This is a genomic window from Phycicoccus sonneratiae (assembly GCF_016887965.1).
GTDB classification, from domain to species: domain Bacteria; phylum Actinomycetota; class Actinomycetes; order Actinomycetales; family Dermatophilaceae; genus Phycicoccus; species Phycicoccus sonneratiae.
In genome coordinates this window covers 176,195-197,934 of sequence record NZ_JAFDVD010000008.1, presented here as the reverse complement: position 1 = coordinate 197,934, position 21,740 = coordinate 176,195, and the positions used below count along the sequence as shown (strand labels likewise).

Annotated in this window: 17 protein-coding genes; 14 read left to right on the top strand and 3 right to left on the bottom strand. The window is 74.3% G+C overall.

What is annotated here, in order from left to right; translation table 11 throughout:
- Positions 1–6 precede the first annotated feature (6 nt).
- From JQN70_RS08175 to JQN70_RS08165, 3 genes are all read left to right on the top strand, one after another.
- Entirely contained in the window at positions 7–969 is a 963-nt protein-coding gene (locus JQN70_RS08175) for a bifunctional riboflavin kinase/FAD synthetase (RefSeq protein WP_204130828.1), read from the top strand.
- Positions 933–2,063, top strand: a complete 1,131-nt coding sequence (gene rodA, locus JQN70_RS08170; protein ID WP_204130827.1) for a rod shape-determining protein RodA — start codon at positions 933–935, stop codon at positions 2,061–2,063. Before JQN70_RS08175 ends, rodA begins: the two co-directional genes overlap by 37 nt.
- Before the next feature lie 97 nt (positions 2,064–2,160).
- Entirely contained in the window at positions 2,161–4,032 is a 1,872-nt protein-coding gene (locus JQN70_RS08165; protein ID WP_204130826.1) for an AMP-dependent synthetase/ligase, read from the top strand.
- 19 nt (positions 4,033–4,051) lie between these two features.
- Here JQN70_RS08165 and JQN70_RS08160 read toward each other — a convergent pair whose 3' ends face one another.
- On the bottom strand, positions 4,052–4,630 hold the full coding sequence (locus JQN70_RS08160) for a protein-L-isoaspartate O-methyltransferase family protein (protein ID WP_204130825.1): 579 nt from the start codon (positions 4,628–4,630) through the stop codon (positions 4,052–4,054).
- Positions 4,631–4,632: 2 nt separating this feature from the next.
- Entirely contained in the window at positions 4,633–6,012 is a 1,380-nt protein-coding gene (locus tag JQN70_RS08155; RefSeq protein ID WP_204130824.1) for a dihydrolipoyl dehydrogenase family protein, read from the bottom strand.
- A 174-nt stretch (positions 6,013–6,186) separates the two neighbouring features.
- Here JQN70_RS08155 and JQN70_RS08150 point away from each other — a divergent pair, with 174 nt between their 5' ends.
- The 7 genes from JQN70_RS08150 to JQN70_RS08120 all read left to right on the top strand — a co-directional run bounded on the left by JQN70_RS08150 (position 6,187) and on the right by JQN70_RS08120 (position 14,420).
- Positions 6,187–8,160: a TIGR03960 family B12-binding radical SAM protein gene (locus JQN70_RS08150; RefSeq protein WP_204130823.1), complete on the top strand. Its 1,974-nt coding sequence runs from the start codon at positions 6,187–6,189 to the stop codon at positions 8,158–8,160.
- Between the two features lie 91 nt (positions 8,161–8,251).
- The gene (locus JQN70_RS08145) at positions 8,252–9,340 is read left to right on the top strand and encodes a potassium channel family protein (protein ID WP_204130822.1); all 1,089 of its coding nucleotides are present in this window, start codon (positions 8,252–8,254) and stop codon (positions 9,338–9,340) included.
- A complete protein-coding gene (locus JQN70_RS08140) occupies positions 9,337–9,894 on the top strand; it encodes a VOC family protein (protein ID WP_204130821.1) in 558 nt (185 codons plus the stop codon). Before JQN70_RS08145 ends, JQN70_RS08140 begins: the two co-directional genes overlap by 4 nt.
- 24 nt (positions 9,895–9,918) lie before the next feature.
- The gene (locus JQN70_RS08135) at positions 9,919–10,878 is read left to right on the top strand and encodes an acyl-CoA thioesterase (protein WP_204130820.1); all 960 of its coding nucleotides are present in this window, start codon (positions 9,919–9,921) and stop codon (positions 10,876–10,878) included.
- Between the two features lie 82 nt (positions 10,879–10,960).
- On the top strand, positions 10,961–11,290 hold the full coding sequence (locus JQN70_RS08130) for a PadR family transcriptional regulator (protein WP_204130819.1): 330 nt from the start codon (positions 10,961–10,963) through the stop codon (positions 11,288–11,290).
- A gap of 22 nt (positions 11,291–11,312) precedes the next feature.
- Positions 11,313–12,275 (top strand): permease prefix domain 1-containing protein, encoded by a 963-nt coding sequence (locus JQN70_RS08125; RefSeq protein ID WP_204130818.1) that lies wholly within the window; start codon positions 11,313–11,315, stop codon positions 12,273–12,275.
- 153 nt (positions 12,276–12,428) lie between these two features.
- Positions 12,429–14,420, top strand: coding sequence for a S53 family peptidase (locus tag JQN70_RS08120; RefSeq protein ID WP_204130817.1), 1,992 nt, complete (start codon positions 12,429–12,431; stop codon positions 14,418–14,420).
- A 74-nt stretch (positions 14,421–14,494) separates the two neighbouring features.
- Here the strand turns inward: JQN70_RS08120 and JQN70_RS08115 are convergent, their stop codons facing one another.
- Positions 14,495–15,862, bottom strand: a complete 1,368-nt coding sequence (locus JQN70_RS08115; protein WP_204130816.1) for a transaminase — start codon at positions 15,860–15,862, stop codon at positions 14,495–14,497.
- 196 nt (positions 15,863–16,058) lie between these two features.
- Between JQN70_RS08115 and JQN70_RS08110 the strand changes: the two genes are divergently transcribed.
- From JQN70_RS08110 to JQN70_RS08095, 4 genes are all read left to right on the top strand, one after another.
- Positions 16,059–16,991 carry a hypothetical protein gene (locus JQN70_RS08110; protein WP_204130815.1) on the top strand — a complete coding sequence of 311 codons (933 nt, stop codon included), beginning with the start codon at positions 16,059–16,061 and terminating at the stop codon, positions 16,989–16,991.
- Positions 16,988–17,851, top strand: a complete 864-nt coding sequence (locus tag JQN70_RS08105; protein WP_204130814.1) for a hypothetical protein — start codon at positions 16,988–16,990, stop codon at positions 17,849–17,851. Before JQN70_RS08110 ends, JQN70_RS08105 begins: the two co-directional genes overlap by 4 nt.
- Before the next feature lie 76 nt (positions 17,852–17,927).
- A complete protein-coding gene (locus JQN70_RS08100; RefSeq protein WP_204130813.1) occupies positions 17,928–18,686 on the top strand; it encodes a TIGR03936 family radical SAM-associated protein in 759 nt (252 codons plus the stop codon).
- Between the two features lie 154 nt (positions 18,687–18,840).
- Positions 18,841–21,678 carry an Rne/Rng family ribonuclease gene (locus JQN70_RS08095; RefSeq protein ID WP_204130812.1) on the top strand — a complete coding sequence of 946 codons (2,838 nt, stop codon included), beginning with the start codon at positions 18,841–18,843 and terminating at the stop codon, positions 21,676–21,678.
- Positions 21,679–21,740 lie beyond the last annotated feature (62 nt).

Below are 21,740 nucleotides of genomic sequence, written 5' to 3'. Positions count from 1 at the left end.
GTCCCCGTGCACCGATGGTCCGACCCTGCCCGCACGCCCGAGGCCCTGCGCCCCTGCGTGCTCACGCTCGGCAACTTCGACGGCGTCCACCGCGGCCACAAGGCGGTGCTCGGCGCCCTCGTCGAGGCCGGCGCGCGGCTCGGGCTGCCGGCGGTCGCCATCACCTTCGACCCGCACCCCGTCGCCGTGCTGCACCCCGACCGGGCCCCCGAGCTCATCGCCCCGGCCCGCGTGCGCGACGAGCTGATCGCCGAGACCGGCATCGACGGCCTGCTCGTCCTCGACTTCACCACCGAGTTCGCCCAGCAGACCCCCGAGGACTTCGTCCGCTCGGTGTTCGTCCGCGGCCTCGACGCCCGCTGCGTCGTCGTCGGGATGGACACCCGCTTCGGGTACCGCAACGCGGGCGACGTCGGCACGCTCGTCGACCTCGGTGAGCAGTTCGGCTTCGAGGTCATCGCCCTCGACGACGTCGGCGACGGAGAGCGGTACAGCTCGACGGTCGTGCGCCGCGAGCTGCGGGCCGGCGAGGTCGCCGAGGCGGCGCGCATCCTCGGCCGGCCGCACCGGGTCGTCGGCACGGTCGTCCACGGCAACCACCGCGGGCGCGGCCTGGGCTACCCCACGGCCAACCTCGCCGCCGACTCGATGGGCCTCGTGCCCGCCGAGGGGGTCTACGCCGGCTGGCTGACCCGCCTCGACGTCGCCGAGGGCGAGCCCGACCGCACGATGCCGGCCGCGGTGAGCGTCGGCACCAACCCGACCTTCGACACCGAGGACCGCCGCACCGTCGAGGCCTACGTCCTCGACCGCGACGACCTCGACCTCTACGACGAGACCGTGATGGTCGAGTTCGTCGACCACATCCGCCCGACGCTGCGCTTCGAGAGCGTCGAGCAGCTGACCGAGGCGATGGCCGGGGACGTCGAGCGGTGCCGCGAGCTGCTCACCAAGATCGTTCCCGCCTGAGCGGCTGGGCCCGGCACGACGTCGGGCTCTTCGTCGCGGCGGCCGGGGCCTCGGTCGTCGGGGCGCTCCTCGTGTGGTCGGCGACGGTGCGCACGACGGGCTCGGCCTACCTCGTCCGCCACCTCCTGACCGCCGGCGTCGGCCTGGCCGTCGCTGTGCTCGTCTCGCGGGCCGGCCGCGGCCGGGTGCGGGCCGCCGCCCCGTGGGCCTGGCTCGGGGCGGTCGTCCTCCTGCTCCTCGTCCCGACGCCGCTCGGCACGACCGTCAACGGCTCGCGCTCGTGGATCCCGCTCGTCGCCGGCTTCACGCTCCAGCCGGCCGAGCTCGCCAAGGCCGGCGTCGTCCTCGCCCTCGCCGCCCTGCTCGCGGGTCGGCTCGAGCGGGGGAGCGACCCCGGCGGCCGCGAGGTGCTCGCCGCGACCGTCGTGCTCGGGGTGCCGACGGCGCTCGTCCTCCTCCAGCCCGACCTCGGGACCGCCCTCGTCCTCGCCGCGACCGGCACGGTGGTGGTCGTCGTCGGCGGGCTGCCGCGCCGGTGGGTGGCGGCCGGGGTGGCGCTCGTCGTCGCCGGGGTGGTCCTCGCGCTGACGACACCGCTGCTCAGCGACTACCAGCGCGCCCGCCTCACCTCCTTCGCCGACCCCTCGGCCGATCCCCAGGGGGCCGGGTACCAGGTGCGCCAGGTGCGGCTGGCCGTCGCCGGTGGCGGGTTGTGGGGGCAGGGCTTCATGGACGGCTCGCGGACCCAGGGCGGGTTCGTGCCGTACCAGCTGAACGACTTCGTCTTCTCGGTCGCGGGGGAGGAGCTCGGCTTCGTCGGCGCCGCCGGGCTCGTCGTGCTCCTCGGGGTCCTCGTCGTGCGCGTGCTCGTCGTCGCGGCCCGGGCCGAGGACGCCTTCGGGCGGCTCGTCGGGGTCGGGGTCGCGACGTGGCTGGCGGTGCAGGTCGTCCAGAACGTCGGGATGACCCTGGGCCTGCTGCCGGTCACCGGCCTGCCGCTGCCGTTCGTCTCCTACGGCGGCTCCTCGATGCTGGCCTCGTGGCTGGCGGTGGGGCTGGTCGACGCCGCCCGGGCCGGCCCCGCGCGGCGGTGACCGAAAAGTGACCCGCGGGTAACCGGATCCGTTCCCTCGGGGCACGGCGTGTGACAGGATTCCGGCACCACGCCACCGATGCCGAGGACGATGCACCATGCACCGGGTGACCCCGCAGATCAACACCCCCGCCGACGAGCCCGTCGACCACGCCGTCCTCGAGGAACCGGCGCAGAGCGTGGCCCACCTGTTCCGCGACCGCGTCGCGGCCTCGGGCGAGCGCCCCGCCTTCCTCCACGCCGTCGTCCACGAGTCGGGCGACGAGTGGGTCACCGTCACCTGGCGCGAGCTCGACGCCGTCGTCCGCGAGGTCGCGGCCGGCCTCGTCGCCCTCGGGGTCGAGCCCGAGGACCGGGTGGCCATCGCCTCCGGCACGCGCTACGAGTGGGCCCTCGCGGACCTCGCGAACATGCTCGCCGGCGCCGCGACGACGACGATCTACCCGACGACGATCGCCGACGACGTCGCGTTCATCCTCTCCGACTCCGGCACGCGGGTCGTCTTCGCCGAGAACGCCGAGCAGCTCGAGAAGCTGCGCGGCATCCGCGACCGCATCCCGGGTGTCGGCCGCGTCGTGCTCATGGAGGGGATCCCGGACGGCGACGACTGGACGCTGACCTTCGACCAGCTGCGCCAGCTCGGGCGCGAGTACCTCGCCGGCGACCCCCAGGCCGTCGACGTGCGCATCGACGCCATCCGCCCCGACCGGCTGGCGACGATCATCTACACCTCCGGCACGACCGGCCGTCCCAAGGGCGTCCGGCTCCTGCACAGCGCGTGGACCTACGAGGGCGCGGCCACCGACGCCATCAACATCCTCACCGAGGACGACGTGCAGTACCTGTGGCTCCCGCTCGCGCACGTCTTCGGCAAGAACCTGCTGACCCTGCCCCTGCAGATCGGGTTCGCCACGGCCATCGACGGGCGGATCGACAAGATCGTCGACAACCTCGCCGTCGTCAAGCCGACCTTCATGGGCGCCGCCCCCCGCATCTTCGAGAAGGCCTTCGCGCGGATCCAGATGATGATGGAGGGCGAGGGCGGCCTCAAGCTGACGCTCTTCAAGGCGGCGAGCGCCACCGGGCGCGAGGTGAGCATCCTGCGCGAGCAGGGCAAGAACCCCTCCGGGCTGCTGGCGCGCAAGCACGCCCTCCTCGACAAGCTCGTCGCGAGCAAGATCCGCGAGCGCTTCGGCGGCAACATCCGCTTCTTCATCTCCGGCTCCGCCGCCCTCAACCAGGACGTCGCCCGCTGGTTCGACGGCATGGGCATGCTCATCGCCGAGGGCTACGGGATGACCGAGACGAGCGCCGCGTCGTTCGTCAACCGGACCAAGGCCTACCGCTACGGCACGGTCGGCTGGCCGCTGCCCGGCACCGAGGTGCAGGTCGCCGAGGACGGCGAGATCCTCCTGCGCGGTCCCGGCGTCATGCAGGGCTACCACAACAACCCCGACGCCACGGCCGAGACCATCGACGGCGAGGGGTGGCTGCACACCGGCGACATCGGCGAGCTCGACGACCGTGGCTTCCTGAAGATCACCGACCGCAAGAAGGACCTCTTCAAGACGAGCGGCGGCAAGTACGTGGCCCCCTCGATCATCGAGTCGACCTTCAAGGGCCTGTGCCCGTACGCCTCGCAGCTCGTCGTCCACGGCGCCGACCGCAACTTCGTCTCCGCGCTCATCACCCTCGACCCCGACGCGATGGCCGGCTGGGCCGCGCAGAACGGGATGGAGGGGCGCCCCTACGCCGAGGTCGTGTCGTCCGACGCCTGCCGCCAGATGGTCCAGGGCTACGTCGACGAGCTGAACGCCGGGCTGAACCGCTGGGAGACGATCAAGAGGTTCACGATCCTCGAGCACGACCTCACGGTCGAGGACGGCGAGCTGACCCCGAGCCTCAAGCTCAAGCGCAAGGTCGTCGCCGACAAGTACAAGGACCTGCTCGACGCCCACTACGCCGGCTGAGGGTCGCCCCGCGACGTCGTCAGCCGCCGACGAGGGGCACGAAGCGGTACCGGCCGTGCTCGGTGACCGTGGGTGCGCCCGCGCGCCCGGGGCGCTCGACGCGGGTCATCACGCCGGCCACGGGGACGACGAGCACGCCACCGGGCGCGAGCTGGTCGACGAGCTCTCGCGGGATCCGGGTCGCCATCGCGGAGACGAGGATCCGGTCGAACGGGCCGTCCGCCGCGGCGCCGAGCACGTCGGGGTCCGCCGGCCGGATGGTCGCCCGGAGGACCCCGGACGCCTCGAGCCGCTGTGCGCCGACGGCGACGAGCTCGGGCACGCGCTCCACGCCGAGGACCGAGCCGCCCGGGCCGACCAGCTCGGCGAGCAGGGCGGTGGTCCACGCCGACCCCGACCCGACGTCGAGGACCCGGTGGCCCGGGCGGACGTCGAGGAGCCCGAGCATCGCGCGGACCGTGCGGGGCTGGCTGCTGGTCTGGCCGTGGCCGATGTCCAGCGGCGCGTCGGTGCCGGCGGCGGCGCGCCGCTCCGGGGGCAGGAAGCGCTCACGGGGCTGCGCGGCGAACGCCGCGTCGAGGGCCGCCGCCGGCGTCACGGTCACCCGTCGAGGTCGGCCAGCGCGCTCGAGACCGCCCGGTGGAAGGTCGGGTAGGCGAGGACCTGCTCGCGGAGCACGGCGGTGGGCACCCGGGCGTGGACGGCGGTGGCGAGCATCGAGAGCACCTCGCCGCCGGTGGGTCCCACCGACGTGGCCCCGACGAGGTGCCCGGCGGCGCGGTCCTCGACGACCTTGACGAGCCCCGCGCCGCCCGGGCCGTGGATCCAGCCGCGGGTGGAGGCGGCGAGGTCGGTGGTGCCGGTGCGCACGTCGAGGCCGGCGTCGCGCGCCTGCTGCTCGCTCATCCCCACCGACCCGACCTCGGGGTCGGTGTAGGTGACGCGCGGGACCGCGTGGTAGCTCGCCCACGGGCCGTCGGTGCCGGTGAGGTCGCGCAGGGCGATGCCGGCCTGGTACATCGACATGTGGGTGAAGGCGCCCTGGCCGGTGATGTCGCCGACCGCCCAGAGCTTCTCGCCGGCGCGCATCCGCTCGTCGGTGTCGAGGGAGCGGGTGGAGGGGTCGAGGCCGACGGTCTCGAGGCCGAGGTCGCCGAGGTTGGGTCGGCGGCCGGCGGCGACGAGGAGGCGGTCGGCGTCGAGGTCGAGGTCGGTGCCCCCGGCGTCGGTGACGGCGACGCTGAACCGGCCGTCGGCGTGGGCGACCGAGCGGATGGAGGCACCGGCGAGCACCTGGATGCCGTCGTCGGCGAAGGCGCGGGCCACGACGTCGGAGGCCTCGGGCTCCTCGAGGGCGAGGATCCGCGGCGCGACCTCGACGAGCGAGACGCGGGTGCCGAAGCGCGAGAACGCCTGCGCCAGCTCCGCGCCGATGGCGCCCCCGCCGACGACGACGAGCGAGGCCGGCGCCTCGGTGGCGCGCAGAGCCTCGCGGTTGGTCCAGAACGGGGTGTCGGCGAGGCCGTCGACCGGGGGAGTGGCCGGGGCGGTGCCGGTGTTGAGCACGACGCCCGTCCCGGCGACGAAGCGCTGCTCGCCGACCTCGACGACGCCGGGCCCCGCGAGCCGCGCGTGGCCGCGGACGAAGGTCACACCGGCGTCCTCGAGCCGCTTCACGGCGACGGCGTCGTCCCAGTCGTCGGTCGCCTCGTCGCGGATGCGCGCGGCGACGAGCGAGAAGTCCGGGGTGGCGGTGGCGCTGCCGGCGAGGGTGCCGACCCGGTGCGCCTCGGCGAGCGAGTTGGCCGCCCGGATCATCATCTTGCTCGGGATGCAGCCGTAGTACGGGCACTCGCCGCCGACGAGGCGCTCGTCGACGCCGACGACGCGCATCCCGGCGCGCGCGGCCTCCGTCGCGAGGTGCTCGCCGCCGGGCCCGAGGCCGACGACGACGAGGTCGACGTGCTGGTCATCGCTCATGGACGTCAGCCAAGCACGTCTGCGGGGACCTGGACAGGGGCGGTGACGTGGGTGTTGTCGAGTGCTCTCGGTTGCTCCCGATGGTGGAGCAACCGAGAGCAGTCGCGTGACTCCACCCGGCGGGCGCGGCACCGCCGGTTTGGGCCCCCGCCGGACGACACCTACCCTTGACGGATGCCCGGACAGTCCGTCTTCCCCGCCCTCGAGCCGCTGCTCGAGCAGGTGAGCAAGCCCATCCAGTACGTGGGCGGCGAGCTGAACTCGACGGTCAAGCCCTGGGACGTCGCCGGCGACGAGACGGTGCGCTGGTCGCTGATGTACCCCGACGCCTACGAGGTCGGCGTGCCGAACCAGGGCGTCATGATCCTCTACGAAGTGCTCAACGAGCGGCCCGACGCCCTCGCCGAGCGCACCTACGCGGTGTGGCCCGACCTCGAGGCGCTGATGCGCGAGCACGGCGTCCCGCAGTTCACCGTCGACGCCCACCGGCCGGTCGGCGACTTCGACCTGCTCGGCCTCTCGTTCTCCACCGAGCTCGGCTACACGAACATGCTCACCGCGCTCGACCTCGCCGGCATCCCGCTGCACGCGCGCGACCGCGACGAGAGCCATCCGCTGGTCGTCGCCGGCGGACACGCGGCCTTCAACCCCGAGACCATCGCCGACTTCGTCGACTGCGCCGTCGTGGGCGACGGCGAGGAGGCCGTCCTCGCCATCACCGACATCGTCGGCGACTGGAAGCGCGAGGCCCGCCCCGGCGGCCGCCACGAGCTGCTGCTGCGCCTGGCCCGGACCGGCGGCGTCTACGTGCCGGCGTTCTTCGACGTCACCTACCTGCCCGACGGTCGCATCCAGCGGGTCGCCCCGAACGCCCCCGGCGTGCCGTGGCGCGTTTCGAAGCACACCGTCATGGACCTCGACGCCTGGCCGTACCCGAAGCAGCCGCTCGTGCCGCTCGCCGAGTCGGTGCACGAGCGGATGTCGGTCGAGATCTTCCGTGGCTGCACGCGCGGCTGCCGGTTCTGCCAGGCCGGGATGATCACCCGCCCGGTGCGCGAGCGCTCCATCACCGGCATCGGCGAGATGGTCGAGCGCGGTCTCGCCGCAACGGGTTTCGAGGAGGTGGGCCTGCTCTCGCTGAGCAGCGCCGACCACTCGGAGATCGCCGACGTCACCAAGGGCCTCGCCGATCGGTACGAGGGCACGAACACCGGTCTGTCGCTGCCCTCCACGCGCGTCGACGCGTTCAACATCGACCTCGCCAACGAGCTGACCCGCAACGGCCGCCGCTCCGGGCTCACCTTCGCCCCCGAGGGTGGCTCCGAGCGCATCCGCAAGGTCATCAACAAGATGGTCAGCGAGGACGACCTCATCCGTACCGTCGCGGCCGCGTACGGCGCCGGCTGGCGGCAGGTCAAGCTCTACTTCATGTGCGGACTCCCGACCGAGACCGACGAGGACGTCCTCCAGATCGCCGAGCTCGCCAAGCGGGTCATCGAGACCGGCCGCGAGGTCAGCGGGCGCCGCGACATCCGCTGCACCGTGTCGATCGGCGGGTTCGTGCCCAAGCCGCACACTCCGTTCCAGTGGGCCGCGCAGCTCGGTGCCGAGGAGACCGACGCCCGGCTCGACAAGCTGCGGCAGGCCATCCGGTCCGACCGCCGCTACGGGTCCTCCATCGGGTTCCGGTACCACGACGGCAAGCCCGGCATCGTCGAGGGACTGCTCTCGCGCGGCGACCGCCGGGTCGGCCGGGTCATCGAGGCCGTGTGGCGCGACGGCGGCCGCTTCGACGGGTGGTCGGAGCACTTCTCCTACGAGCGGTGGATGGCCGCCGCCGAGCGCGAGCTGCCGCCGCAGGGCGTCGACGTCGCCTGGTACACGACCCGTGAGCGCGAGGAGTCCGAGGTCCTGCCCTGGGACCACATCGACTCCGGGCTCGACAAGGAGTGGCTCTGGCAGGACTGGCTCGACGCCCTCGACGAGACCGAGGTCGACGACTGCCGCTGGACCCCCTGCTTCGACTGCGGCGTGTGCCCGCAGATGAACACCGAGATCGAGATCGGCCCCACGGGCAAGACGCTCCTGCCGCTCACCGTCCTCGGTTCCGGTCGCGAGCGGATGGCCGAGGCCGCCCACACGCACTGACCCGGCGGGCGGGAGCAGGCGTGACGGACGAGACGTCGCCGCCGGTGCTCGGCCCCTGACGGGCCATCGCGCCGGGTGCCACGATGGGGTCGTGGGCAGGCCGAGCTCGAGCAGCCGGCGCCGGGCCCTCCTCGCCGGCACCGACTCGGGTCGTGACGCGCTGCGCCGGATCGCGGTGGCGCTCAGCGCCCTCGCCGCCGTGACGGTCGTCGGCACGGTGGGCTACACCGCCCTCGGGTTCCCGCTCCTCGACGCGCTGTACCAGACCGTGACGACCGTGGCTACGGTCGGCTTCCGCGAGGTGCGTCCCCTCGGCCCGGGCGGCCAGCTCTTCACGATCGTCCTCATCCTCCTCGGGGTGGGGACGGTCCTCTACAACCTCGGGGTCCTCGTCGAGGCCGTCACCGAGGGCCACCTGCGCGAGCACCTCGGGAGGCGCCGCATGGAACGCGACATCGCACGGCTGCGCGACCACGTCATCGTCTGCGGCTTCGGCCGGGTCGGTCGCTCGGCGACGCGCTACCTCCACGACCGCGGCCACCGGGTCGTCGTCGTCGACACCGACGAGACGCGCCTCGACGGGCTCACCGAGCCCTTCGTCCACGGTGACGCCGCGAACGACGACGTGCTGCGGGCCGCCGGCATCGAGCGGGCCCGGGCCCTCGTCTGCGCCCTCGACACCGACGCCGCGACGACCTACGCCACGCTCTCGGCGCGGGCCCTGCGCCCGGACCTCGTGATCATCAGCCGGGCCCGCACGCTCGGCAGCAAGGACAAGCTCGTCCTCGCCGGTGCGACCCGGGCGGTCAACCCGCAGCTCATCGGTGGCCGGCGGATGGCCTCGTTCGCCCTCCACGCCGACGTCGCCGAGTTCCTCGACGAGGTGATGCACGACGACGACCTCGACGTGCGCATCGAGCAGGTGCGGCTGGGGGAGTCCGACGCCGTCGTCGGTCGCACCCTCGGCGAGGTCGACGTGCCCGGCACGTGCGGCTGCCAGCTGCTCGCGGTCCGGGCGCCCCGCAAGGGTGCGTTCACGCCGTCCCCACCCGCGGACCGGGTCCTCGAGGCGGGCGCCACGCTCATCGTCTTCGGCACGCCGGAGCAGGTCGGCCGGCTGCGGGCGCTCGCGGCCTCCGGGCGCCCGGTGTCGGCGGTCGAGGGCACGCTGGGGGGATGAGCATCGACCCCTCGTCCGTCCTCACCGGTTCCGACCTGCCGCCCGGGTACGGCACCGTCAACCCGTTCGCGGCGGTCCGCGGCCCCGGGGGCTGCGCCGCGTTCATCGCCTTCGTCGAGGAGGTGTTCGACGGGCGCGAGACGCTCGCCGCGCACAGCGTCGACGCCGACGGCCTGCTCATCCACGCCGAGGTGCGGGTCGGCGACTCCACGATCATGTGCGCCGACGCCAAGCCGCAGTGGGCCTTCACGCCCGCGCTGCTCCAGGTCTACGTCGCCGACGTCGAGGAGGTCGTCCGGCGGGCGGTCGCGCGCGGCGCCGAGGTGGTCACGGCGCCCACCGCGTTCCACGGCGGCCAGCGGCTGGCTCGCTTCCTCGACCCGTGGCACGGCCTCTGGTGGCTCTTCGAGTACGGGCCGGGGAGCACGGCCCCCAGCGAGGGTCCCGACGAGCTGCCGCAGTGGCGCCCGGACCCCGACGCGCCACCGAGCGAGGTCTTCCGCACCGTCGACGAGGCGATGACGCACCTCGGTCCGCCCGTCGTCGACGGCTGACGCGCACGGGGCACGGCTGTCAGGATGTCGCCCGTGGACGAGCGCGCGCACCCTCCGGCCGAGATCACCCTGCGCTTCCTCGCCGCGCCCACCGACGCGGGGCACTCGGGCTCGGTGTCCGCGGGCCGGGTGCTCGAGTGGATCGACAAGGCCGGTTACGCGGCCGCCGCCGGGTGGAGCGGCACGTACTGCGTCACCGCCTACGTCGGCAACGTCCGGTTCACCCGTCCGGTCGAGGTGGGCGACCTCGTCGAGGTCACCGCCCGGGTCGTCCACACCGGCCGGAGCTCGATGCACATCAGCGTCGACGTCGCGTCAGGGGGCCCGCGCACCCGCACCCTCGAACCGGCCACCCGCTGCCTCATCGTCTTCGTCGCCGTCGACGACGCGGGCCGCTCCACCCCCGTGCCCGAGCTGGTGCCGCGCACGACCGCCGATGAGCTCGCCCGGGCCTGGGCGCTGCGCCGGGCCGACGTGCGCGCCGAGGTCGAGGCGGCGATGGCCGGGCAGGTGTACTCCGACGCCGGCACGGCGCCCCGGGTCACGCTGCGCTTCCTCGCCGCGCCCACCGACGTCAACTGGGGCGGCAAGGTGCACGGCGGCATCGTCATGCGCTGGATCGACGAGGCCGCCCACGTCCTCGCGACGCAGTGGACCGGCAGCGCGGGCAACGTCGCGATCTTCACCGGGGGAGTGCGGTTCTACCGGCCGCTGCGCATCGGGCACCTCGTCGAGGTCGAGGCCCGGCTGCTGCACACCGGCCGCACCTCGATGCACGTCGGCGTGCACGTCCGCTCCGGCGACCCGACCTCGGCCGAGGACGCCCTCGAGCTGACCACCTACTGCCGCACCGTGTTCGTCGGCCTCGACGACCGGCGGCGGGCCGTGCCCACCCCGCCCTGGACCCCGGTGAGCGACGAGGACCTCGCCCTCGACGCCCACGCCCTCGAGCTCGTCGCCATCCGCGCCCGCCACGGCGACTGACCGCCCACCTCCCGTCCCCGGTCGCACCGGCCGGAGCCTGTGTGGTTGACGATAGTGTGTGACGCACACTATCGTGTCAGTCATGACGGACGACGACGGCGTGCTGGCCGGTCACCTCCAGGAGCTGCGGCGGGGGACCGTCGTCGTCGCGGCGCTCGCCAGCCTGCGGACGCCCGGGTACGGCTACGCACTGCTGGAGTCGTTGGCGCGCACCGGGTTCGAGGTCGACGCCAACACGCTCTACCCGCTGCTGCGCCGCCTCGAGAAGCAGGGCCTGCTCACCGCCGAGTGGAACACCGAGGAGTCGCGCCCGCGCAAGTTCTACCGGACGAGCACCGCCGGCGAGGACGTGCTCGCCGCGCTGCGCGCCGACTGGCGCGCCCTCGACGCCTCCATCACCGACCTCGCCTGACCACGACCGAGAGGACGACACCATGACCTCCCTCACCGACCGCTATGTCGCCGCCACCGTCCGTGAACTCGCGGACGACCAGCGCGAGGACGTCGACCGAGAGCTGCGCGGCACCATCGAGGACATGGTGGAGGCCCGCCTCGACGCCGGGGCCACCGCCAGCCGCGAGGACGCCGAGCGCGAGGTGCTCGTCGAGCTCGGCGACCCCATCCGCCTCGCGGCCGGCTACACGGGGCGACCGCTGCACCTCGTCGGCCCGGCGCTCTACCCCGAGTGGCGCCGGCTCGTCACCGTGCTCGTCGCCGTCGTCGTCCCGCTCGTCTGGGTCGTCACCCTCGTCGTGCGCCTCTTCACCGACGACATCGCGACGAGCGGGGTCGGCCCGGCGTTCGGTGGCTCCGCCCTCGCCGCGCTGACGACCGCCGTCCACGTCGTCTTCTGGACGACGCTCGTCTTCGCCGTCCTCGAGCGCACCCAGCCGGGGCGGGGCGTCCTCGGCTGGACGCCGGACCAGCTGCCGGAGTCGCCCGGTGGGCGCCACGCGGTCTCCCGCGGGGAGACGGTGTTCTCGCTCGTCAGCCTCGTCGTCTTCGCGCTGGCGATCGTCTGGCAGCAGACGAGCTCGCCGGTGCGCCTCGACGGGGAGGCCGTCCCCGTCCTCGACCCGGACCTCTGGTCGGGGTGGCTGCCGACGCTCCTCGCGCTCTTCGCCGCCCAGGCCGTCCTCGTCGTCGTGGCCTACCGGGCCCGGCGGTGGACGTGGCGCACGGCGGCGGTCGGCGTGGTCCTCGACCTCGCGGTCGGCGGCCTGCTCCTCTGGCTGCTGCAGACCGACCGGCTCTTCGACGACGGGTTCCTGCGGGCCCTCGTCGAGGGGGGCTGGACCACGGCCGCCCGCGACCTGCGCGTCTCGATGACGGTCGGCGTCGTCGTCGTCACCGTGTGGGACCAGGTCGAGACGGCCCGTCGGCTGCGCGCCCGGTGACCGCCGGCTGAGGGCCTCCTGAGGACCAAGTGCCGGACGACGCTGCGCCGGAGGGCGACCCGTGACATCCGTCAGGGTGCGAAGCCCCGTCCCGGGGTGAGGCTGCGCACGCGGAGCCACCGCTCCGCGACAGGTCTCCCCAGGAGGTACCCCGTGACAGGAACCACTCGCGGAACGGTGGCGCTCATCGGCGCAGCCGTCCTCGCGGCGACCGGAGCCGGAGCCGTCGGCGCCGGTGCGGCCGCCGCAGCACCCCACGGCACCGGACGGCACGAGGTGAGCCGGGCCCCGGCCTGGACCACCAAGGTCCGGTCCCAGCGCTCCGCCGCCGCCACCGCGACGGCCCACGTCAAGGTGTGGCTCGCACCCCGCGACGGCGCCGCGCTCGAGCGGCTCGCGCGGTCCGTCTCGGACCCCGGCTCCTCCGCCTACGGGCACTACCTCGACACCGCGCAGTACGCCGCGCGGTTCGCGCCGACCTCGGCCACCGTCTCGGCCGTCGGCAGCTGGGCCCGCGGGGCCGGCCTGCACGTCGACGCCGTGGGGACCGACCGCCACTTTGTCCAGCTGTCCGGCAGCCCGGCCGCGCTGTCCTCGGCCTTCACCGCCGGGCTGCAGACCTTCACCCTCGACGGCCACACCGGCACGGCGCCGACGACCCCCGTCACCGTCCCCGACGCCCTCGCCTCCGACGTGCTGGCCGTCACCGGCCTCGACACCGTGACGCACTGGACCCGGCCGCAGCAGGAGGGCGACCGGGGGACCACCGCGACGACGACGTCCGCGCCGAGCGACCTCGGCCCGCCGCCCGGCTTCGTCAACTCGACGACCTGCGGCGCCTACTACGGGCAGAAGGTCGACCGCACCGACCCGGCCTTCCAGGGCAAGCACCTGCCGTACTCGGTGTGCGGGTACGTGCCGAAGCAGCTGCGCTCGGCGTACGGCGTCACCGCCACGCACCGCACGGGCAAGGGTGAGACGGTCGCCATCACCGACGCCTTCGCCGCCCCGACCATCCAGGAGGACGCGAACACCTACGCGAAGCGGCACGGGGACAAGGCGTTCCGCCGCGGCCAGCTGACCCAGGCCAACGACACGACCTACGACCCGGCCAAGGTCGAGGAGTGCGGCGGCAACGGCTGGTTCGGTGAGGAGACCCTCGACGTCGAGGCCGTGCACGGCATGGCTCCCGACGCCACGGTCGCCTACTACGGCGCCGCCTCCTGCTACGACGACGACCTGCTCAACTCGATCGCCCGCGTCGTGCACGACAACAAGGCCTCGGTCATCTCCAACTCCTGGGGCGAGCCCACCTACGTCGTGGTCGACGGCGTGAAGACCCCGACCATCGACGACGCGCTCGTCCAGGCCTACGAGTCGGTCATCCTCCAGGGTGCCGTGCAGGGCATCGGCACCTACTTCTCCTCGGGTGACGACGGCGACGAGGGCGCGAACACGGGTGTCGTCTCGCCCGACTGGCCGGCAGCCGACCCGTACGTGACCGCCGTCGGCGGCACCGCGCTCGCGATCGACAAGGCGGGACGCCGGACGTTCGAGACCGGCTGGGGCACGGACAAGTACACGCTCGACAAGGGCCGGTGGACCTCGGTCGGCTACCTCTACGGGGCCGGCGGCGGGTGCAGCGACCTGTTCACCAAGCCCTTCTACCAGCAGGGCACCCGGACGGGCTGTGCGATGCGCGGGGTCCCCGACGTCGGGATGGACGCCGACCCCACGACCGGCATGCTCGTCGGTGAGACGCAGGTCTTCGACGCGCCGACCCGCTTCGGTCAGGGAGTCCGCTACGGCGAGTACCGCATCGGCGGGACGAGCCTCGCGGCGCCGCTCATGGCCGGCCTGCAGGCCGACGTGCAGCAGACGCGCGGCCGCATCGGGTTCGCCAACCCGCTGCTGTACCGCCTCGGCCGGACGAGCGGCGTCTTCCACGACGTCCGCCCCGAGGGTGACCGGGGCAACGTCCGGGTCGACTACGTCAACGGCCTCAACGCCGACGACGGGCTCGTCTCCAGCGTCCGCACCTTCGACGACGACTCGAGCCTGACCACCGGTCGTGGCTGGGACGACGTCACCGGCGTCGGCGCGCCCACCGCGCGCTACCTGACGACCGCCTCCGGGCGGCACTGACGTCCGGCCTGTCCTCCGGGCAGAGCGAGGGCCCGGCCGCACCCGCGGCCGGGCCCTCGTGCGTCGCGCGCGGGTCAGCCGTACAGCTCGCCGACGACCTCGCGGAAGGCCTCGGTGTGCCGGTCGACGTCCTCGCGGGTCGTCTCGGGGCACATGAGCGCCATGTTGTGGAACGGCGTCATGAGGATGCCGCGGTTGACCATCGCCAGGTGCATCCAGGCGTCGATGTCGTCGTCGTGCGCAGCCGCCGACTCCTCACCGGTGCGCGGCGCCGGCCGGGCGAAGCGGTACTCCGAGCGCGCCCCGAGCCGGCTGACCGACCACGGCACGTCGAACGCCTCGAGGGTCTCCCGGACGCCGTCGGTGAAGGCCTCGGCGAGCGAGGTCATGTGCGCGAACGCGTCCTCGGTGAGCACCTCGTCGAGGGTGGCGCGCATCGCCGCGGTCGAGAGCGCGTTGCCGGCGAGCGTGCCGCCGACCCCGCCGACGTCGACGATGTCGGCGTCACCGGCGTCGGTGTGGCGGGTGACCGCCGCCGCCACGTCGGCCGAGATGCCGTACGCGCCGCAGGGGATGCCGCCGCCGATCGACTTGCCGATGACGAAGATGTCGGGCTGCAGGGCCCACTCGCGCGTGGCCCCGCCCCAGCCGGCCGAGAAGGTGTGCGTCTCGTCGATCATCAGGAGGGCGCCGTAGCGGGTCGCGAGCTCGCGCAGGCCCTCCAGGAACCCGGGCTCGGGCAGGACGATGCCGATGTTGGTCAGGGCCGGCTCGGTGAGGATCGCCGCGACGTCGCCGTGCGCCAGCTCGCGCTCGACCGAGGCCAGGTCGTTCCACGTCGCGGCGCGGGTCGTGAGGTCGAGGGGCACCGGCGGCGCGACGTTGCCGGGGCGCGAGACCGTGGTGCCGTCGGGTCCGGGGATCGCGAAGGTCTCGTCGACCGAGCCGTGATAGCAGTACGCGAAGACGAGGATCTTCGAGCGGCCGGTCGCGAGCCGGGCCAGGCGCACCGCCCACCGGTTGGCGTCGGTGGCCGAGAGGGTGAAGCTCCACAGCGGCATCCCGAAGCGCCGGGTCAGCTCCTCGCCGACCCACTGCGCGTCCTCGCTCGGGAGCATCGTCGTGATACCGCCGAGCTCGCCCATCCGCCGGGCGACCGCGGTCGTCGTCGGCACGGGGGAGTGCCCGGCCATCGCGCCGGTGTCGCCGAGGGCGAAGTCGACGTAGGTGTGGCCGTCGACGTCGGTGATCCGGTTGCCGCGGGCGTGGTCGAGGTAGAGCGGGAAGCCCCCGCTCCACTTGTTCATCCACGTCATCGGGACCCGGCCGAAGAGGTTGCCGCCGGCCTCGAACAGCTCGCGGCTGCGGGGGTGGTCGGCGGTGTACCGCTCCTGCTCGGCGGCGAGGAGTCGGGCGAGTCGGGCGCGGTCGGTCGCAGGCATGGCTGCACGATAGTGCTGCGGATGACGTGGCCGACAGTCCCGTTCGCCGCTCGATCCGTCTCCGGACGGCGTTCTCGCCGTCGGATCGGTCGGGACGGGGTCCCTCGTGCGACGGTGCGGGCAGTGCTCCCCATTGTCGCGCCCGCGGCCGGCTGGTTACCGTCGGCGCGGGACATCGAGGGAAGGGCGGGGGACCGTGGGCGGTGGGCCGGACGGCGTGGAGATCGTCTTCGCGGACATGGAGCACGACGCGGCGCAGTGGCGCAGCGCGCAGACCCGGCTCGGCGAGGCCCGGACGCTGGCGGCGGGGGAGGTCAGCGGGCACCCGGTCTTCGGCGTGTACGCGGAGATCGTCAAGCCGGTCTACGTGACGCAGGCCGAGGCCGTCCGCGACTTCCTGCGCGACGCGGCGGCGGCCACGGGGACGGTCGCCGACCTCATCGACGCGAACACGGTGCGGACGACGCGCACCGACGTCGACGCCGGCGGCCGGGTCACCTCCGCCGGCAGCGGGGGCGGCGGGGGGTCCGAACAGCCCGCGGGCGGTGGCGGAGGAGGAGGCGGTGCCGGGAACCCGACGTTCGTCGGCGAGCCCGTTCCGGCACCCGACCGGGACCCGCTCTACCTGCGGGACCGCGACGGCGACGGCCGACCCGACGTCCTCGAGGACGAGGACGGCGACGGCGTGCTCGACGTCTGGGAGACCGGGCGCGACGGCACGCCCCGGATCTGGCGCGACCGTGACTACGACGGCGTCCCCGACCTCTTCGCGGACCGCGACGGTGACGGCGCGCCCGACATCCTCCAGGACGCCGACGGCAACGGCACCCCCGACCTGCTCGAGGACCGCGACGGCGACGGCCGCTACGACGTCTGGCAGGACGTCGAGGGCGCGCCGGCCACCGTGCCGGACGCCGACCGGGACGGCGTGCCGGACCTCTGGGAGGACACCGACGGCGACGGCGTCGTCGACCTCGCCGAGGACGAGGACGAGGACGGCGTCCCCGACCTGCTCCAGGAGGAGGAGGTCCCCGGGCCCGTCCCGGCTGCCGGCTCGGGCGAGGGCGTGCCGACGGGCGCCGAGTGGGAGCCGGCCGCGCGCCGGGTGGACGCGGAGGAGTGGGCATGACCGGGGTGCAGGCGAGCGTGTCGGTGGCCAGGGACCGGGTGGCCTACCTGCGGCTGTGGGCCGACCACGTCGTGACGAACTGGGACGTGTACGCCGGTGACCACCACGGGTGCGACGGCTTCGTCGACCTGCGCTCGGAGGTGGTCGCGGCGCGCGACGCCGTGCGCGGGCTGGCGACGACCATCGAGCGGCGACTCGACGACAGCGGGTGGGTGGGCACGGTCGGCGACCGCACCCGCGAGTGGAACCAGGCGGCGAGCCACGTGTCGGACGCCCAGGCGGCGGTGGCCGAGCCGGCCCTGCGCGCCATCGGGTCGTGGCGCCGCGGCGCCTCGCCGCGGTACCGGGCCGCCGCGCCGCCCCAGCGCACCGCCCTGTCGACGGTGCACGAGGCCTGCCTCGACATGAAGCGCGGGTGCACCTCCCTCGAGACCGCCGGTGAGGCGCACTTCGAGTCCGTCAGCACCCTGGCGACGACCCTGACCCAGCACCTGACGTACCAGTTCCACACCAGCCCCGGCTTCCTCTCCACCGGCCCGGGGAGCCAGTACTCCCTCCTCACGCCGCCGCCGGTCATGGGTCCCGAGTCGCCCGTCCAGGAGTCGGAGGTGACCGGGACCCAGTGCGTCCTGGGAACCCTCCACGTGTCGGCCACCGAGGTCGAGTCGCGGTTCGTCACCCCCCGCGAGACCGCCGAGACGGCGCTCACGACGGCCGACGACACGCTGCGCACCGCGGTGACGAACGCCTTCAGCGAGCCCGCCCCCCGCCGCCCGGGACCCCAGCTCGACGGCGACTACGGCCGGATCACGATCGCCCAGCGCTTCGGGACCTGGCCGGTGCCCGGCACCGTCGCCTGACCCGGCCGGCGGGAGGCCGGCCGGCTCCGCCGCCGCGATTCGGTCGCGGCCGCGGTGCCTCCTAGGCTGGTGCGTCATGGCCCGCCAGCGCACCCCCGAGGGACCCCCGCCGCCCCCCGCGGTCCAGAAGCTGCGCATCCGGTACGCCAAGCGCGGCCGGCTGCGCTTCTCCTCGACCCGGGACTTCTCGCGCGCGCTCGAGCGGGCGCTGCGCCGGGCCGGCGTGCCGATGGCCTTCTCGGCCGGCTTCCACCCGCACCCCCTGATCTCCTACGCGAACGCCGCTCCCACGGGCACGGCGAGCGAGGCCGAGTACTTCGAGATCCGGGTCACCGAGCGGGTCGACCCCGACGCGCTGCGCGAGGCCCTCGACGAGGCGCTGCCCACCGACCTCGACGTCGTCGAGGTCGTCGAGGCCGGGCCCGGCTCGCTCGCCGACCGCCTCGAGGGCAGCGACTGGGAGCTGCGGCTGCGCCGGAGCGCCCCGGCCGAGGTCGAGCCGGTCGTCGCCGCCTTCCTCGCGGTCGAGCGGGCCGAGGCCACCCGCACCTTCAAGTCCGGGCCGCGCACCTTCGACACGCGGGAGCCGGTGCTCGCCATGCGCGTCGAGGAGGACCCGCAGGAGGGGTGTGCGATACTGCGGATGGTCGTACGGCACACCACACCGGCCGTACGCCCCGACGACATCCTGACCGCCCTCCACGCAGTCACGGGGTTCGCGGCGCCGGAGCCACCACTGGTGACCCGGCTCGCGCAGGGCCCGCTGCTCGAGGCAGGTGCCGGGGTGGCCGATCCACTGGCCGCCGACCGGGAGGCCGTCGGCCCCGCTCGGTGACGCGCCGTCCGCGCGAGCCGCACCGGGGCAGCAGCTGACTTCCGTGTGGGCCACCCGCCCGCACGATGCGATCGCACACCGTGCGGTCGGCGAGGAGCCGCCTCCGGGCGTCGCCGGTGTGGTCGTCGACCACCGGGTGACGAAAGGGGCCGTCATGGCTTCCGAGAACGACCCGACCACCCCCCAGGCCGCCGAGGCCCCGACCCTGCCGGTCGACACCGCGCCCTCCGCCGGTGACGACGCCTCGAGCGCGGGCGGCGCCACGAAGAAGTCCACCCGCAAGCGCGCCACGAAGAAGAAGGCCGTGGCCGCCTCCGCCGAGGAGGGCGCCGCCGACGACGCGACGCCCGCGGCGAAGACCCCCCGCAAGCGCGCGGCGAAGAAGAAGGCCGACGCCCCGGTCGAGGCGCCCGCCGCGGCCGAGGCCACCACCGACACCGACGACGACGCGCCGCCGGTCGCCCCTCGCCGCCCGGCGAAGAAGGGTGGCCGCAAGACCGCCAAGGCCGCGGTCGCCCCGGCCCCCGCCGAGGAGGCCCCCGCGCCCGCCGAGGACGAGACCCCCGAGGAGGAGGAGTCCGAGGAGACGGCCGAGCAGCCGGCGTCCGGCCCCGCCTTCGGACTGCTCTTCCAGGCCCCCGAGACCACCGTCGCCCCGCGCCGCCGGCGCGCGACCTCGCCGGCCCAGGCCCCCGCCGAGGTGCCGGCCACCCCGGAGCCGGCCGCCGAGCCCGCCGTCGAGGAGACCGCAGAGGACGCGCCCGCCGAGGCCACCGTCCCCGACGCCCCCGAGGCCGAGCCCGCCGAGGGCGACGGCGGCTCCCGCCGTCGCCGCCGGGGCGGTCGCGGACGCCGCGGCCGCGGCAAGGGCGAGGACGAGCAGGGCGGCGCCGAGGGCTCCGACGGCGACGCCGCCGACGACTCCGGCGACCAGCAGCCCACGGGCGGTCGCCGCGGTGGTCGCGCGGCCGAGAACGACGAGGACTCCGACGGCGAGTCGGCCTCGAGCCGCCGCCGTCGCCGCCGCCGGCGCAGCGGGTCCGGTGCCGCCGAGGGCGACGACCCGCCCGGCACCGTCACGAAGGTCCGCGAGCCGCGCTCGGAGCGCGACGAGCCGACCGCGGTCAAGGGCTCGACCCGCCTCGAGGCCAAGAAGCAGCGCCGCCGCGAGGGCCGCGAGGCCGGCCGGCGCCGCACGATCATCACCGAGGCCGAGTTCCTCGCCCGCCGCGAGAGCGTCGAGCGCAGCATGGTCGTTCGCGGCCGCGACGGCCGCACCCAGATCGGCGTCCTCGAGGACGGCGTCCTCGTCGAGCACTACGTCTCGCGCGAGACCACCGCCTCGATGGCCGGCAACGTCTACCTCGGCCGGGTCCAGAACGTCCTGCCCTCGATGGAGGCCGCGTTCGTCGACATCGGCAAGGGCCGCAACGCCGTGCTCTACGCCGGCGAGGTCAACTGGGACGCCGCCGGCCTCGAGGTCAACCAGGCCAAGCGCATCGAGAACGCGCTGAAGTCCGGCGACACCGTCCTCGTCCAGGTCACCAAGGACCCGATCGGCCACAAGGGCGCCCGGCTCACCTCGCAGATCAGCCTGCCCGGCCGGTACGTCGTCTACGTGCCCGAGGGCTCGATGACCGGCATCTCGCGCAAGCTCCCCGACACCGAGCGCGCCCGCCTCAAGGCCATCCTCAAGGAGGTCGTGCCCGACGGCGCCGGCGTCATCGTGCGCACCGCCGCCGAGGGGGCCTCGGAGGCCGAGCTCAAGGCCGACGTCGAGCGCCTCACGAAGCAGTGGGAGCGGATCGTCAAGAAGGCCGACTCCGCGAAGGCCAAGAAGTCCGGCAGCGGGGGCGCCCCGGCGCTGCTCCACGGCGAGCCCGACCTCACCATCCGCGTCATCCGCGACGTCTTCACCGAGGACTTCGCCTCGCTCGTCGTCTCCGGCGAGAAGGCCTGGGGCGAGGTCAGCGAGTACGTCGAGGACGTCGCCCCCGACCTCGCCGCCCGCGTCACGAAGTGGACTTCCGAGGACGACGTCTTCGCGGCCCACCGCATCGACGAGCAGATCAGCAAGGCGATGGACCGCAAGGTCTGGCTGCCCTCGGGCGGCTCGCTCGTCATCGACCGCACCGAGGCGATGACCGTCGTCGACGTCAACACCGGCAAGTTCGTCGGCTCCGGGGGCAACCTCGAGGAGACGGTCACCAAGAACAACCTCGAGGCCGCCGAGGAGATCGTCCGCCAGCTCCGGCTGCGCGACATCGGCGGCATCATCGTCATCGACTTCATCGACATGGTCCTGGAATCCAACCGCGACCTCGTCGTGCGCCGGCTGCTCGAGTGCCTCGGGCGCGACCGCACGAAGCACCAGGTTGCCGAGGTCACCTCGCTCGGCCTCGTGCAGATGACCCGCAAGCGGGTCGGCTCCGGCCTCATCGAGGTCTTCTCCGAGCCGTGCGAGCACTGCGGCGGGCGCGGCATCGTCGTCCAGTCCGAGCCGGTCGAGCGGGGCGGCGGCTCCGGGTCCGGTGACGGCGGCGGCTCCTCCCGCTCCGGTCGGGGCCGCGGGCGCGGGTCGTCCGGCGGGTCCGCAGGCTCGGGCGGTTCGTCCGCCGCGGCCGACGAGGCCCCCAAGGGCGGGGGCAACGGTCCGAGCGCCGCCCAGATCGCCGCGGCCGCGCACGCCGCCGCGCTCAAGCACAGCGAGAGCCCGGAGGTCGCCGAGGAGGTGGCCGCCGAGGTCGTCGCCGAGGTGGCGCCCGGCGAGCCGGTCGAGCCGGTCGAGCCCGTCGCGGTCGCGCCGACCGTCCCCGAGCCCGTCGAGGAGCCCGTGGCCGCCCCGCCCGTCGCCGCCGAGCCCGAGCCCGCCGAGGAGCCGGCCCCGGCCCGCCGCTCGCGCCGCAAGCGCGGCCGCGTCGTCGCCCCGGCCGGACCGCCGTCGTCCACCGCCACGAGCAGCGCCCCGGCCGAGCCGACCACGGGCGAGTGAGCGCCGGGGCGGGGCGGCCTCCAGGATTTGGAGGGCCGCCCCGCCCGCCGGTACTCTGGTGA

Bases quoted from the DNA above. Each gene is read 5' to 3' on its own strand.
- JQN70_RS08165 (WP_204130826.1), top strand. From the start codon at position 2,161: ATGCACCGGGTGACCCCGCAGATCAACACCCCCGCCGACGAGCCCGTC.
- JQN70_RS08155 (WP_204130824.1), bottom strand. From the start codon at position 6,012: ATGAGCGATGACCAGCACGTCGACCTCGTCGTCGTCGGCCTCGGGCCC.
- JQN70_RS08150 (WP_204130823.1), top strand. From the start codon at position 6,187: ATGCCCGGACAGTCCGTCTTCCCCGCCCTCGAGCCGCTGCTCGAGCAG.
- JQN70_RS08140 (WP_204130821.1), top strand. From the start codon at position 9,337: ATGAGCATCGACCCCTCGTCCGTCCTCACCGGTTCCGACCTGCCGCCC.
- JQN70_RS08135 (WP_204130820.1), top strand. From the start codon at position 9,919: ATGTCGCCCGTGGACGAGCGCGCGCACCCTCCGGCCGAGATCACCCTG.
- JQN70_RS08130 (WP_204130819.1), top strand. From the start codon at position 10,961: ATGACGGACGACGACGGCGTGCTGGCCGGTCACCTCCAGGAGCTGCGG.
- JQN70_RS08125 (WP_204130818.1), top strand. From the start codon at position 11,313: ATGACCTCCCTCACCGACCGCTATGTCGCCGCCACCGTCCGTGAACTC.
- JQN70_RS08115 (WP_204130816.1), bottom strand. From the start codon at position 15,862: ATGCCTGCGACCGACCGCGCCCGACTCGCCCGACTCCTCGCCGCCGAG.
- JQN70_RS08105 (WP_204130814.1), top strand. From the start codon at position 16,988: ATGACCGGGGTGCAGGCGAGCGTGTCGGTGGCCAGGGACCGGGTGGCC.
- JQN70_RS08100 (WP_204130813.1), top strand. From the start codon at position 17,928: ATGGCCCGCCAGCGCACCCCCGAGGGACCCCCGCCGCCCCCCGCGGTC.
- JQN70_RS08095 (WP_204130812.1), top strand. From the start codon at position 18,841: ATGGCTTCCGAGAACGACCCGACCACCCCCCAGGCCGCCGAGGCCCCG.